Below are 12,173 nucleotides of genomic sequence, written 5' to 3' on the forward strand. Positions count from 1 at the left end.
AGCCCACTTCGTGCAGGGCGATCAGGTGCGCGGCGACGAGGCCCAGCAGCACCAGCGGGATCGCGATCACGTGGAAGGCGAAGAAGCGGTTCAGCGTGGCGTCCGACACGACGTAATCGCCGCGGATCCACAGCGACAGGTCCTGGCCGATGAGCGGGATGGCGCTGAACAGGTTGACGATCACCTGGGCGCCCCAGTACGACATCTGGCCCCACGGCAGCAGGTAGCCGAAGAACGCTTCGGCCATCAGGCACAGGAAGATCGCGAAGCCGAACAGCCAGATCAGCTCGCGCGGCTTGCGGTACGAGCCGTACAGCAGGCCGCGGGTCATGTGCAGGTACACGACGATGAAGAATGCGGAGGCGCCCGTCGAGTGCATGTAGCGCACGAGCCAGCCCCACGGGACTTCGCGCATGATGTATTCGACCGAGCCGAACGCCAGGTTGGCGTCCGGTTTATAGTGCATCGTCAGGAAGATGCCGGTGACGATCTGCAGCACCAGCACCAGCATGGCCAGCGAGCCGAACAGGTACCAGATATTGAAATTCTTCGGGGCGTAGTAGCGGCCCCACTGATCGTTCCACAGCTTGGTCAGCGGGAAACGGTCGTCGATCCAGGCCAGGGCCCGGTGGCTTGTCGGCGCGTCGGCCGGGAGTTTGGTTTCCTTGAACGCTGCGCCCATCTTATGCCTCGCCTTTCTCGTCTTTGCCGATCACGATCTTGTTGTCGGACAGATACATGTACGGGGGAACATCGAGGTTGGCCGGCGCCGGCTTGTTCTTGAAGACGCGGCCCGACAGGTCGAACGTCGAACCGTGGCAGGGGCAGAGGAAGCCGCCGTGCCAGTCGTCCGGCAGGTTCGGCTGGGGACCTTCGGTGAAGCGGGCGGAGGGCGAGCAGCCCAGGTGGGAACAGATGCCGACGACGACCAGGACATCCTTGTGGTCCTGGCGCGCGCGGAATTCGTTCTTCGCGTAGTCCGGCACCGGCAGCTGGAAGGATTTGTCGGAATTCGGATCGGCGACCAGGCTGTCGTTCTTCGGCAGGCTGCCCAGCATCTCGGGGGTGCGGCGCAGGATCCAGACCGGCTTGCCACGCCATTCCACCACTTTCATTTCGCCCGGCTTGACGTCGGAAATATCCGTTTCGACCGGTGCACCGGCCGCCTTCGCTCGTTCGGAGGGCTGCAACGTACTGACCAGCACCCCGGCCGTTGAAACACCGACAACGCCACCCGCCGCGCATGTAGCCACGAGCAAGCCTCGCCGGCCTGAATCGACCTGCTTCTCATTACTCATACCAACTCCATTCGTCAAATGCGAAATGTTGCAATGCAATACGTTGCAAACCAGTAAAAGGCTTTTTTGCAACGGTCGATTATAGGTGAACAGATTTGCAAATTAAAGAAAAAACGTTTGCGTGCTTATAAGACTTGCCAAACATCCGTTTTTGACTTAGACCGCTTGACCGTATGGACATCTCACCCGACCGGCGCACAACATGTTTCCTGTATCATCACTGTGAACAAGGCAACGTTTTAAAAAACACAAGGGAGGTCCGGATGTCCATGATGGGAGAGTTCAAGAAATTTGCGATGAAGGGCAACGTCGTCGACCTGGCGGTCGGTGTGATCATCGGTGGTGCGTTCGGGCGCATCGTCGATTCGCTCGTGCAGGACGTCATCATGCCGCCGATCGGCAAGTTGTTCGGTGGCCTCGATTTCGCCAGCTACTACATTCCGCTGAACGGCCAGCCGTACGGCCTGCCGCTGGCCGAGGCCAAGAAGGCCGGCGCCGTGCTGGCGTATGGGAATTTCTTCACGATCCTGCTGAACTTCGTGATCCTGGCCTTCGTGATCTTTCAGATGGTACGCCTGATGAACCGCCTGCGCAGCCCGTTCAGCAAGGAAGAAGAAGCCGCCGCGGCCGCGGCGGCGGCGGCGTCGGAAGAAGTCGTGCTGCTGCGCGAGATCCGCGATGCGCTGAAGAGATAAGCGCGGGAGCCGTCCGATGCGCCGCTACTGGCTGCTGTTCGCCCAGACCGTCACGATTGCCCTCGGCATCTACGTCGTGATCGCGGCGCTGCGGCCCGAGTGGACCGGACGGCCGCCCACGCAGGTCGGCATCGGCGGACCAGGGAAAACGGTGCCGGTGCTGCAGGCGTCGGGCGGCGGTGCGACGCCGGGCAGCTACCGTGATGCAGCCGGTCGCGCCATGCCGGCCGTCGTCAACATCCTCACCAGCAAGGCCTTGCGCGAGACGCATCCGCTACTGAAGGATCCGTTCTTCCGAAAATTCTTTGGCGACCGGATGCCGCCGCAGGAACAGATGGCCAGCCTGGGTTCCGGGGTGATCGTCAGCGGCGACGGCTATATCCTGACCAATTACCACGTCGTCGAGGGCGCCGACGAGATCGAGGTCGGCCTGGCCGACGGGCGCAAGTCCGCCGCCAGCATCGTCGGCACCGATCCGGAAACGGACCTGGCCGTCATCCGCATCAAGGCGGATAAACTGCCCGTGATCGTGCTGGGCGACCCCGACCAGGCGCGCGTGGGCGACGTCGTGCTGGCGATCGGCAACCCGTTCGGCGTCGGCCAGACCGTCACGCTCGGCATCATCTCGGCGCTGGGACGCAACAACCTGCACATCAACCATTTCGAGAATTTCATCCAGACGGATGCCGCCATCAACTTCGGCAACTCGGGCGGGGCGCTCGTTGATACGCGCGGCAATCTGCTCGGCATCAATTCGGCCATTTATTCGCAGACGGGCGGTTCGGTGGGGATCGGCTTCGCGATTCCCGTGTCGACGGCGAAGAGCGTGCTCGATGCCATCATCAAGCATGGCCAGGTCGTGCGCGGCTGGATCGGTGTCGAGTCGCAGGAAATCACGCCCGAGCTGGCCGACAGCTTCGGCCTCGCGCGCGACCGCGGCGCCATCATCGCCGGCGTCGTGCGCGGCGGGCCGGCCGACCGCGCCGGCATCCGGCCGGGCGACATCCTGCTGGCCGTGCAAGGCAAACAAGTGAGCACCACCAACGACATGATGAACTTCATCGCCGAGCTGCCGCCCGGCGACAAGGCGCAGATGACGGTGATGCGCAAGAATCGCGAGACGACGATCGCCGTGACCGTCGGCCGCCGCCCACGCCAGACCCCCTGAATCATTGGACTGACACATGCACCTGCGCGACCTGACGCAATTTCTTTCCGAGCTCAAAGAGAACAATACCCGCCCCTGGTTCATCATGAACAAGCCCCGCTACGACATCCTGCGGGTTGAATTCCTCGAGGTGCTGACCGAGCTGATCCGCGAGATCGGCAAGTTCGACAAGCAGGTGATTGCCTGCGATCCGAAGAAGGCGATGTTCCGCTTCCAGCGCGACACCCGTTTTTCGCACGACAAGACGCCGTATAAAACGCATTTCTCGGCCGGCATCGCGCCCGGCAACAAGCGCCGTCCCAGCGAAGGCGGCGGGCCGACCTATTATTTTCATATCGAAGCCGATGGTACATTGCTGTACGGCGCCGGCGAATACCTGCCGCCGGCGGCGCGCCTGAAGGCGATCCGCGAGCACGTCGTCAACGATGCGACAGGTTTCGCGAAAATGTTAAAGAATAAACATCTGCGCGAGGCGTATGGCGACCTGCAGCCGGAAGACAAGTTGCAACGCCCGCCGAAGGGCTTCGATCCGAACCATCCGCTGGTCGAATACCTGAAGCTGAAGAGTTATTTCGTCTGGAACGAAGACAAGCTGGACATCAACGCCCCGGACAAGCTCGTGCCCCAGCTCGCGCAGGGATTCAAGGACGCCACCGCGCTCGTCAACTGGCTGCGCGGGGTGCCGCAGACATTCGAAGTGTAAAGGGAGTCACAACATGGCTTTGCACCATGCCAAATCGGGTGAGTTGATCGCACTCCAGCGGGGCGAAGACGACATCGCGAACTTCACGTCGATCGCATTGATCAAGACCGATCACATGGAATTGATCCGGCTTGTGATACCGAAGGAAAAACCCATGCCGGAGCACTGGGTGGAAGGGGAGATGACCCTGCTGTGCCTGGAGGGAGAGATCACATTCCAGGCCCATGGCCGGACCACGATCCTGCGGCCGAACGAGATGGTTTACCTGGCCGGCGGTGAGCCGCATGCGATCCAGGCCAACCAGGATGCAGTGGCGCTGATGACGATCCTGCTGCATCCGGGCGATAACGCGGGCGGGCCGACGCGCAATACCCCTGCAACGTGACGCAAACGTTACGCGTGGGCTCGGGGAGCCCACCCTACGGCGCCTTTCACGTTACGTTATGAGATGCCGTAGGGTGGGCACCCCGTGCCCACCATCACGTCGCGTTATCGAAACGTCGGTTATGCCAACTCATCGCGCGGATCGCGCGCCAACAGCCTGCCCACCATCTCGCTGGCCGAATCGCCATCGAACAGGACGCCGGCCACCGCATTGGTGATGGGCATGTCGACCCCCAGCTTCGCGGCCAGCTCGCGCACGGCCTTGGCGCAGGGCACGCCTTCGGCCACGTGGCCGAGTTCACGGACGATGGTATCGAGCGGCTTGCCCTGGGCCAGCGCCAGCCCGACGCGGCGGTTGCGCGACAAATCGCCCGTGCACGTCAGGATCAGGTCGCCCATCCCCGTCAGGCCCATGAAGGTGCCGGCATGGCCGCCCAGCGCCGTGCCGAGGCGGGTGATTTCCGCGAGGCCGCGCGTGATCAGCGCGGCGCGCGCGTTCAGGCCCAGGCCCAGGCCGTCCGCGGTGCCCGTGGCGATGGCGAGGATGTTCTTGACGGCGCCGCCGACTTCCACCCCGACCAGGTCGTCGCAGGAATAGACGCGCATGCTGCCGCCGTGCACGAGCGCGACGACTCTTTCGCGCAATGCCTTGTCGGTCGAGGCGGCCGTCAGCGCGCACGGCAGGCCGCGCGCCACTTCCTGCGCGAACGACGGGCCGGACAGTGCGGCGCCGGGCACCGTATCACCCAGCACGTCGCGCACGACCTGGTGCGGCAGCATGCCGGTGCCGTACTCGAAGCCCTTGCACAGCCAGACGATGTTGGGGATGGCGCGGCCCTTCAGCTGTTCCAGCAGCGGGCGCAGGCCGGCCACCGGGCAGGCCGCGATCAGCAGCGGCGTGGCGCCAGGCTGGGCCGCGGCTTCCACGACATGGGCCACGGCGGCCTCGAAGTCGGCCGTGACGTTCAAGCCGTCCGGCAGCGGAAAGCCGGGAAGGTAATGGGTGTTTTCGCGCGCGCTGGCGGCTTGCGCCATCTGCGCGGGGTTGCGCCCCCACAGCAGGACGTCGTGGCGCGCGGCAAGCGCGATCGCGACTGCCGTGCCCCAGGCGCCGGCACCGAGGACGGTGATCTTTTGGGGTGGTTTCGATTCGAGCATGGGAGAACGGGCTAGATGCCCCAGATGTCGGAAGCTTTGATATAGCCGATGATGCCGTCGCGGTGGCGTACGCGTACCCATGTGCCGGCTTCCGGGTCGACGAGTTCGAGCAGGACGTTCTTGTCGGCTGTCATCACGACGGGTGCATTGTCGTCCGGCGCCGAGCGCACTTTGGCCGAGGCCGTGCGCACGATGACGTTGCGGCGGGCGGACAGGTTCTTGACTTCGGTCCAGGCCATGTCGCCGGTGGCGTCACGCACCTTGACCCAGTCGCCGTAGCTGAGCATGACTTCGACCGGCATGCCGCTGGGGGCGATGAACAGCTTGCCGCTCCGGGTGGAGGGCGCGTCGTACAGGATCACGGAATGCACGCCGATCGTCTTGAAATCGAACGCGGCGGCCGCGCACGATACCAGCAGCAATAAACTGCCTGCGATGAGTCGATGACGGAGGCGGATGGGGCGCATGTGGGCCTTTGAAGACGGACTATGCCGGGCGAGCCCGGAAACGGCAGGCGTGCCGGCAAAGCGCGTCGATGAAACAAGGCGTCCGCGCCGCCCGCGGGGACGGCGCCGGACGCCCGGAGAATTACTGGTTGGCGGCCGGCGTGCCTGCTGCGGCAGCCTGCTCGGCCAGCGCCTGGCGGCGCTGCTGGTAGAACACTTCGAAGTTGATCTCGGCCAGGTGGACCGGCGGGAAACCGGCACGGGTGATCACGTCGGCGATGTTGCCACGAAGGTAAGGATAGATGATGTTCGGGCAGCCGATGCCCAGCAGCGGATCCATCTGCTCGGCCGGGATGTTACGGGCTTCGAAGATACCTGCCTGCTTGCCTTCGACCAGGAAAGCGACTTTGTCCTTGACCTTGGCGGTCACGGTGATGGTGACGGTCGATTCGTAGATGCCATCGGCAATGCCTTCGGCGCCGACGTCCAGCGAGACCTCGATGGTCGGGGCTTCCTGCTCCAGGAAGATCGCCGGGGAATTCGGTTGTTCCAGCGACAGGTCTTTCATGTAGATACGCTGGATTTGGAATACGGGTTGCAGGTTTTCGTCAGCCATGGAACGCTTTCGTGTAATTTTTAAAAAGAATGGCAACTCCTGCCATTCAAGGTGCTTGACTTGTCAAGGCGTCGGCAATTGTATCAAAACCAATTCGGTTTCAATAGCACGCCGGCGGCCTTGCCGGGCACCGCCTGTCTCCCTGGCGGGCCCGTACGGACGGCCTTTTCGGGCAGCCCGGTGGTACACCAGATCAGGCCGCTTCACCCTTCAGCAACGGGTCGAGGCGACCAGCCTGGTCGAGCGCATACAGGTCGTCGAAGCCGCCCACGTGGGTGTTGCCCACATAGATCTGCGGCACGGTACGACGGCCGGTACGCTGCATCATGATAGAGCGCTGTTCCGGGTCGAGGTCGACGCGGATGCGCTCGATGTCTTTTATACCTTTGGCTTCCAGCAGGCGTTCGGCGCGAACGCAGTACGGGCAGCTTGCGGTGTGATACAGAACAACATGGGCTGTCATGGCAACTCCTTCATTATTTGATGAGGGGCAGGCYGGCAGCCGTCCAGGCCGCGATACCGCCTTCCAGGCCATAGATATCTTCGAACCCGGCCGTTTTCAACTGGCGGGCTGCTTTGTCGGCATGTTTGCCGTCCTGGTCGACGATAATGACGGTCTTGATTTTCGACTTGTCCAGCTCGCCGGTGCGATTGCCCAAGTCTGCCAGCGGAATGTGTTTCGCGTCGCGCAGGTGCCCTGCGGCAAATGCATCGGCGCCGCGTACATCGATCACGGCGGTGGTTTTGCCGCGGTTGATCATCTGGGTGGCCTGCAGCGGCGAGGCCTGGCGGCCACGGGGCGCCAGCGACAACCACAGCAGGGCGCCCCCCGACAGCAAGGCGATCGCAACAGTAATGATATGGTCGATGAAAAATTTCACGAAGTTTCCGTTGGTTGAACTGAATCACCGCATTATAAAATAGAAGTCGGACCGATATTTCCTGCCCACTTTTTTCTATTCTACAAAGCACCTATGTACAAAATCGTATTCATGCGCCACGGCGAGTCCACCTGGAACCTCGAGAACCGTTTCACCGGCTGGACCGATGTCGACCTGACCGAAAAAGGCATCAACGAAGCCAAGCTGGCCGGCCGCCTGCTGAAGGAAGCCGGCTTCACGTTCGACCTGGCCTACACCTCGGTCCTGAAGCGTGCGATCCGCACCCTGTGGCTGGCCATGGACGAGATGGACATGATGTGGCTTCCGGTCAAGAACGACTGGCGCCTGAACGAGCGCCACTACGGCGCCCTGCAGGGCCTGGACAAGGGTGAGACCGCCGCCAAGTTCGGCGACGAGCAGGTGCTCGTATGGCGCCGCAGCTACGACACGCCGCCGCCGGCGCTGGAAGCGAACGATCCGCGCACCTCGTTCAACGATCCGCGCTACGCCGGCCTCGACAAGGCGCAGATCCCCCTGACCGAATGCCTGAAGGACACCGTCGCCCGCGTGATGCCGGCCTGGGACGAGGAAATCGCCCCGGCTATCCGCGCCGGCAAGCAGATCCTGATCTCGGCCCACGGCAACAGCCTGCGCGCCGTGATCAAGATGCTGGACAACATCAGCGACAGCGACATCGTCGGCCTGAACATCCCGAACGGCACCCCGCTGGTCTATGAACTGGATGCCGACCTGAAGCCGATCCGCCACTACTACCTGGGCGACCAGGAAGCGATCGCGGCCGCCATGGCCGCCGTGGCGAACCAAGGGAAGGCGAAGTAAGTCTTGCGTTTTTCCTTCGAGAAGTTGTTGTGCGGCCTGCTGGCCTGCGTGTTCGCCTTCGGCGGCGCGCAGGCGGCGCCGCGCCAGACCGAGCGCAGCAAGCAAAAAGCCGCCGCCGAGGCGGCGCGCGTCGGTATCCAACAAAAGCTCAGTGCGCTCAAGAAGGACATCAGCCGCACCGAGAGCGAAAAGGAAGACGCGGCCGACGAGCTGTCCGAGTCGGAAGAAAAGATTTCCGACGCCAACCGCTCGCTGCGCGAACTGGCCGACGAGCAGTCCGCCACGAATACGAAGCTGAAGGATCTCGCGGCCGAAGAGGCGCGCCTCGGCGACACCATCGCCGTGCAGAAGCGCCAGCTGGCCAAAATGTTGCGAGAACACTATGTCGCCGGCAACGAGGACCGCATCAAGCTGCTGCTGTCGGGCGATAACCCGAACCGCATCAACCGCGACCTGCAGATGATGGCCTACGTGTCGCAGGCACAGGCGAAATTACTGAATGCATTGCGCGCGAACCTGGCGGCCGTCGAGGCGAACCACGCCGAGGTGCAGAACGCCAGGGACGAGCTGGAAGAAATCGCAGACGAGCAGAAGGCCCAGAAAACCCTGCTCGAAAAGGAAAAAGCCAAACGTGCCACGTTGCTGGCGAACCTGTCGAGCAAGCTGGCGGACCAGCGCAAGCAGGCCAGCCGCCTGGAACAGGACGAACAGCGCATGAGCGGCCTCGTCGATCGCCTGACGCGCTTGATCCGCGAACAGGAAATCGCGGCCGCCGCCGAGCGCAAGCGACAACAGGAACTGGCCGCCGCGCGCGCGAAAGCGGCTGCCGAGGCGAAGGAACGCGCGCTGGCGCGGGCGAAGGCGCAGCGCGAAGAGCGCGAACGCCTGGCGCGCGAAGCGGCCAGGGAAGCGGCCCGGACCGGCAAGCCGGTCAAACCGCTGCCGCCGCCGAAGCCGGAGCCCGAAGAGACGCGGGTGGCCGAGGAACCGCCGCAAAAACCGGAGGCCCCGCAGCCGCAGCGCAGCGCCGACACCGCGCTGGCCGCCGACTTGCCGAGCGGCGCCTTCGAAAGCTTGCGCGGCCGCCTGCCGGCGCCGATCTCCGGCAGGATCGCCGCCCGTTTCGGCGCCAAGCGCGGCGATGGTCCGACGTGGCGCGGCATGTTCATCAAGGCGCCGGAAGGCACGGACGTGCGCGCCATCGCGGCCGGCCGTATCGTATTCGCCGACTGGATGCGCGGCTATGGCAATTTGATCATCATCAACCACGGCGGCGAGTATTTGTCTATTTATGGTAACAACCAGACGCTGATGAAACACGCCGGCGATGCCGTCAAGCCGGGCGACGTGATCGCCAGTGCAGGTAACACCGGCGGTAACGAAGAATCGGGGCTATACTTCGAGCTCAGGCATCTGGGGAAGGCTTTCGATCCGGCGGGCTGGATCAAGTTCTAGGGAAAGCACTCCGGACGCATCTTCCAGGGAATAGCATGGGCAAGAAACTCAAGAACGTCGGTCTGATCGGCCTCGGCATGGTGGCCGGCGTGGCCGCCTCGGTCCAGTACTCGGCACTGGCGCAAAAAGGCGGCGAGACGCCGCTGCCGCTGAACGAGCTGCGCCAGCTGGCCGACGTGTATGCCCTGATCAAGAGCGATTATGTCGAGAAGGTCGACGACAAGAAACTGTTGTCGGACGCCATCGCCGGCATGGTGAATTCGCTCGATCCGCACTCGGTCTACCTGGACCAGAAGGATTTCGCCGAGATGCGCGAGGAGGTGCAGGGTCGCTTCGTCGGCCTCGGCATCGAGGTCGCGATGGAAGACGGCTACGTCAAGATCGTCTCGCCCATCGAGGATTCGCCCGCCTACCGCGCCGGCATCAAGGCCGGCGACCTGATCACCCGCATCGACAACGTGCCCGTGAAAGGGCTGTCGCTGGACGATGCCATCAAGCGCATGCGCGGCGAGCCGCACAGCAAGGTCATGCTGACCATCGCCCGCCGCGGCGCCGATGCGCCCTGGGTCGTGCCGGTCGAGCGTGACGAAATCCGCGTGGCCAGCGTCAAGGCCAAGATGGTCGAGCCCGGCTATGCATGGCTGCGCATCAACCAGTTCCAGGAAGAGACCGTCGACGAGCTGGCCGACAAGCTGAAGGACCTGTACGCCCACAACGCGAACATCAAGGGCCTCGTGCTGGACCTCCGCAACGATCCGGGCGGGCTGTTGCCGAGCGCGATCGGCGTCTCGGCCGCGTTCCTGCCGGCGAACGACGTGATCGTCTCGACCAAGGGCCAGCTGGCCGACCAGAACGTCACGTACTACGGCCGGCGCGAATTCTATGCCGTCAAGCCGGGCTCCGATCCGCTGGCGAAATTGCCGGCCGCGCTCAAGACCGTGCCGATGGTGGTGCTGGTCAACACGGGGTCGGCGTCCGCCTCGGAAATCGTCGCCGGCGCCCTGCAGGATTACAAGCGCGCCATCGTGATGGGCAGCCAGACCTTCGGCAAGGGCTCCGTGCAGACCCTGCGCCAGCTGACGCCCGACACGGCCGTCAAGCTGACGACGGCGCGCTACTTCACGCCCAAGGGCCGCACGATCCAGGCGCTGGGCATCGTGCCGGACCTGAAGGTGGACGAGACGCCGGAAGGCGACGGCCTGAACGCCGTGCGCGTGCGCGAGGCGGACCTCGATCACCACCTGACGAACGAAGCGGCCGACAGCAAGAGCGCGAGCGCCAGGTCGCGCCGCGACGAGCTGGAAGAAGAGCAGCTGACCGTGGCCGCGATGAAGAACGCCAAGCCCGTCGAATTCGGCGGCAAGGACGATTTCCAGCTGGTGCAGGCCATCAACCACTTCAAGGGCCTGAAGGTAGAGCTGGCCAAGGCCGACCCCGACGAGGACAAGCCGGCGCCCGCCAAACTGCCGGGCCAGGACCCGAAACCGGTCGAGATCAAGGACGGCGCCAGGCCGCCGGCCATGGACAAGGCGCCCGCGTCGAAGAAATGAGGCATGCTGCAATGACGGGGACGGGCTGGCGATGAATGACCAGCAACTGCTGCGCTACTCGCGCCATATCCTGCTCGACGAGATCGGCATCGAAGGCCAGGAACGCCTGTTGCGCGCACGCGTGCTCGTGATCGGTGCCGGCGGCCTCGGCTCGCCGGCCGCGCTGTACCTGGCCGCCGGCGGCGTGGGCCGCCTGACCCTCGTCGACGACGACACCGTCGACCTGACGAATTTGCAGCGCCAGGTGATGCACACGACGGCGCGCGTGGGGCAGCCCAAGGTCGATTCCGGCCGCGAGGCGCTGCGCCAGATCAATCCCGAAGTCGAGGTCGTCGCCTTGCGCGAGCGCGCCGATGCCGCGCGTCTGGCGGAACTCGTGCGTGACGCCGATGTCGTACTCGACTGCAGCGACAACTTCGCCACCCGCCATGCCGTCAATCGCGCCTGTGTCGCCGCCGGTGTCCCGCTCGTCGCGGGCGCCGCCATCCGGTTCGACGGGCAGATCTCGGTCTACGACGTGCGCGACGCGGCTTCGCCCTGCTATGCCTGCCTGTTCCCGGAAGACGGCAGGTTCGAGGAAGTCGCGTGCAGCACGATGGGCGTGTTCGCGCCGCTGGTCGGCATCATCGGCGCCATGCAGGCGGCCGAGGCGCTGAAGCTGCTGGCCGGGAGCGGCCGTTCGCTGGCCGGCCGGCTGCAGATGCTGGACGGGCGCGCCATGGAATGGACGGAGATCGGCGTGGCCCGCAACCCATGCTGCCCRGTTTGTGGTGAGCGCCCTGGCGTAGAATAGGGCGCGCGGCATCCGCGTGATGCGGCAGGCTGAAGGTGTCATCTTTGCGCCGGCCATCTTACAATTGGCAAATTTTCCGATGCAGTTGGAAAATTTTCCAAAAGCATTTTGGCGTACTCCACCCTGAATCGGCCTTATACTATTTTTCCGACCATATCCAACACATATATGCAGAACCTCAAGCAT

The 12,173-nt window shown here is 63.9% G+C and carries 15 protein-coding genes; 8 read left to right on the top strand and 7 right to left on the bottom strand.

What is annotated here, in order from left to right:
* Both AC1DYX_RS20145 and petA read right to left on the bottom strand, forming a co-directional pair.
* A partial coding sequence (locus tag AC1DYX_RS20145) for a cytochrome b (protein ID WP_477262067.1) occupies nt 1-682 on the bottom strand: 682 nt, incomplete at its 3' end.
* Nucleotide 683: 1 nt separating this feature from the next.
* The gene (gene petA, locus AC1DYX_RS20150; protein WP_477262069.1) at nt 684-1,298 is read right to left on the bottom strand and encodes a ubiquinol-cytochrome c reductase iron-sulfur subunit; all 615 of its coding nucleotides are present in this window, start codon (nt 1,296-1,298) and stop codon (nt 684-686) included.
* A 263-nt stretch (nt 1,299-1,561) separates the two neighbouring features.
* Here petA and mscL point away from each other — a divergent pair, with 263 nt between their 5' ends.
* From mscL to AC1DYX_RS20170, 4 genes are read left to right on the top strand one after another with little or no spacing between them, the layout of a single operon-like run.
* Entirely contained in the window at nt 1,562-1,993 is a 432-nt protein-coding gene (gene mscL, locus AC1DYX_RS20155; protein ID WP_477262071.1) for a large conductance mechanosensitive channel protein MscL, read from the top strand.
* A 16-nt stretch (nt 1,994-2,009) separates the two neighbouring features.
* Nucleotides 2,010-3,161, top strand: a complete 1,152-nt coding sequence (locus tag AC1DYX_RS20160; protein ID WP_477262073.1) for a Do family serine endopeptidase — start codon at nt 2,010-2,012, stop codon at nt 3,159-3,161.
* 16 nt (nt 3,162-3,177) lie between these two features.
* Nucleotides 3,178-3,864, top strand: a complete 687-nt coding sequence (locus tag AC1DYX_RS20165; protein WP_477262075.1) for a DUF2461 domain-containing protein — start codon at nt 3,178-3,180, stop codon at nt 3,862-3,864.
* A gap of 13 nt (nt 3,865-3,877) precedes the next feature.
* Nucleotides 3,878-4,249 (top strand): cupin domain-containing protein, encoded by a 372-nt coding sequence (locus AC1DYX_RS20170; RefSeq protein WP_477262077.1) that lies wholly within the window; start codon nt 3,878-3,880, stop codon nt 4,247-4,249.
* A 119-nt stretch (nt 4,250-4,368) separates the two neighbouring features.
* On the opposite strand, the gene AC1DYX_RS20175 is transcribed toward AC1DYX_RS20170, so the two are convergent.
* The 5 genes from AC1DYX_RS20175 to AC1DYX_RS20195 all read right to left on the bottom strand — a co-directional run bounded on the left by AC1DYX_RS20175 (nt 4,369) and on the right by AC1DYX_RS20195 (nt 7,349).
* Nucleotides 4,369-5,406 carry an NAD(P)H-dependent glycerol-3-phosphate dehydrogenase gene (locus AC1DYX_RS20175; protein ID WP_477262079.1) on the bottom strand — a complete coding sequence of 346 codons (1,038 nt, stop codon included), beginning with the start codon at nt 5,404-5,406 and terminating at the stop codon, nt 4,369-4,371.
* Between the two features lie 11 nt (nt 5,407-5,417).
* Nucleotides 5,418-5,828, bottom strand: a complete 411-nt coding sequence (locus tag AC1DYX_RS20180; RefSeq protein WP_477262081.1) for an SH3 domain-containing protein — start codon at nt 5,826-5,828, stop codon at nt 5,418-5,420.
* Between the two features lie 166 nt (nt 5,829-5,994).
* Complete coding sequence (secB, locus tag AC1DYX_RS20185; RefSeq protein WP_477262083.1) at nt 5,995-6,468, bottom strand: protein-export chaperone SecB; 474 nt, start codon at nt 6,466-6,468, stop codon at nt 5,995-5,997.
* 193 nt (nt 6,469-6,661) lie between these two features.
* Nucleotides 6,662-6,931 (bottom strand): glutaredoxin 3, encoded by a 270-nt coding sequence (grxC, locus tag AC1DYX_RS20190; protein ID WP_477262085.1) that lies wholly within the window; start codon nt 6,929-6,931, stop codon nt 6,662-6,664.
* Nucleotides 6,932-6,944: 13 nt separating this feature from the next.
* A complete protein-coding gene (locus AC1DYX_RS20195; RefSeq protein WP_477262087.1) occupies nt 6,945-7,349 on the bottom strand; it encodes a rhodanese-like domain-containing protein in 405 nt (134 codons plus the stop codon).
* Between the two features lie 93 nt (nt 7,350-7,442).
* Between AC1DYX_RS20195 and gpmA the strand changes: the two genes are divergently transcribed.
* Genes gpmA through AC1DYX_RS20215 form a run of 4 tightly spaced genes read left to right on the top strand, consistent with a single transcriptional unit; the run spans nt 7,443 to nt 11,987 of the window.
* Nucleotides 7,443-8,189 (top strand): 2,3-diphosphoglycerate-dependent phosphoglycerate mutase, encoded by a 747-nt coding sequence (gene gpmA / locus AC1DYX_RS20200; protein ID WP_477262089.1) that lies wholly within the window; start codon nt 7,443-7,445, stop codon nt 8,187-8,189.
* Nucleotides 8,190-8,192: 3 nt separating this feature from the next.
* Nucleotides 8,193-9,644, top strand: a complete 1,452-nt coding sequence (locus AC1DYX_RS20205) for a murein hydrolase activator EnvC family protein (RefSeq protein ID WP_477262091.1) — start codon at nt 8,193-8,195, stop codon at nt 9,642-9,644.
* A gap of 35 nt (nt 9,645-9,679) precedes the next feature.
* Nucleotides 9,680-11,194, top strand: coding sequence for a S41 family peptidase (locus tag AC1DYX_RS20210; RefSeq protein ID WP_477262093.1), 1,515 nt, complete (start codon nt 9,680-9,682; stop codon nt 11,192-11,194).
* A 31-nt stretch (nt 11,195-11,225) separates the two neighbouring features.
* Nucleotides 11,226-11,987: a HesA/MoeB/ThiF family protein gene (locus tag AC1DYX_RS20215; RefSeq protein ID WP_477262095.1), complete on the top strand. Its 762-nt coding sequence runs from the start codon at nt 11,226-11,228 to the stop codon at nt 11,985-11,987.
* Nucleotides 11,988-12,173 lie beyond the last annotated feature (186 nt).

It is taken from the genome of Massilia sp. P2_C2 (assembly GCF_056404615.1).

Bases quoted from the DNA above. Each gene is read 5' to 3' on its own strand.
- secB (WP_477262083.1), bottom strand. From the start codon at position 6,468: ATGGCTGACGAAAACCTGCAACCCGTATTCCAAATCCAGCGTATCTAC.
- AC1DYX_RS20160 (WP_477262073.1), top strand. From the start codon at position 2,010: ATGCGCCGCTACTGGCTGCTGTTCGCCCAGACCGTCACGATTGCCCTC.
- petA (WP_477262069.1), bottom strand. From the start codon at position 1,298: ATGAGTAATGAGAAGCAGGTCGATTCAGGCCGGCGAGGCTTGCTCGTG.
- AC1DYX_RS20165 (WP_477262075.1), top strand. From the start codon at position 3,178: ATGCACCTGCGCGACCTGACGCAATTTCTTTCCGAGCTCAAAGAGAAC.
- AC1DYX_RS20175 (WP_477262079.1), bottom strand. From the start codon at position 5,406: ATGCTCGAATCGAAACCACCCCAAAAGATCACCGTCCTCGGTGCCGGC.
- AC1DYX_RS20170 (WP_477262077.1), top strand. From the start codon at position 3,878: ATGGCTTTGCACCATGCCAAATCGGGTGAGTTGATCGCACTCCAGCGG.
- grxC (WP_477262085.1), bottom strand. From the start codon at position 6,931: ATGACAGCCCATGTTGTTCTGTATCACACCGCAAGCTGCCCGTACTGC.
- mscL (WP_477262071.1), top strand. From the start codon at position 1,562: ATGTCCATGATGGGAGAGTTCAAGAAATTTGCGATGAAGGGCAACGTC.
- gpmA (WP_477262089.1), top strand. From the start codon at position 7,443: ATGTACAAAATCGTATTCATGCGCCACGGCGAGTCCACCTGGAACCTC.
- AC1DYX_RS20210 (WP_477262093.1), top strand. From the start codon at position 9,680: ATGGGCAAGAAACTCAAGAACGTCGGTCTGATCGGCCTCGGCATGGTG.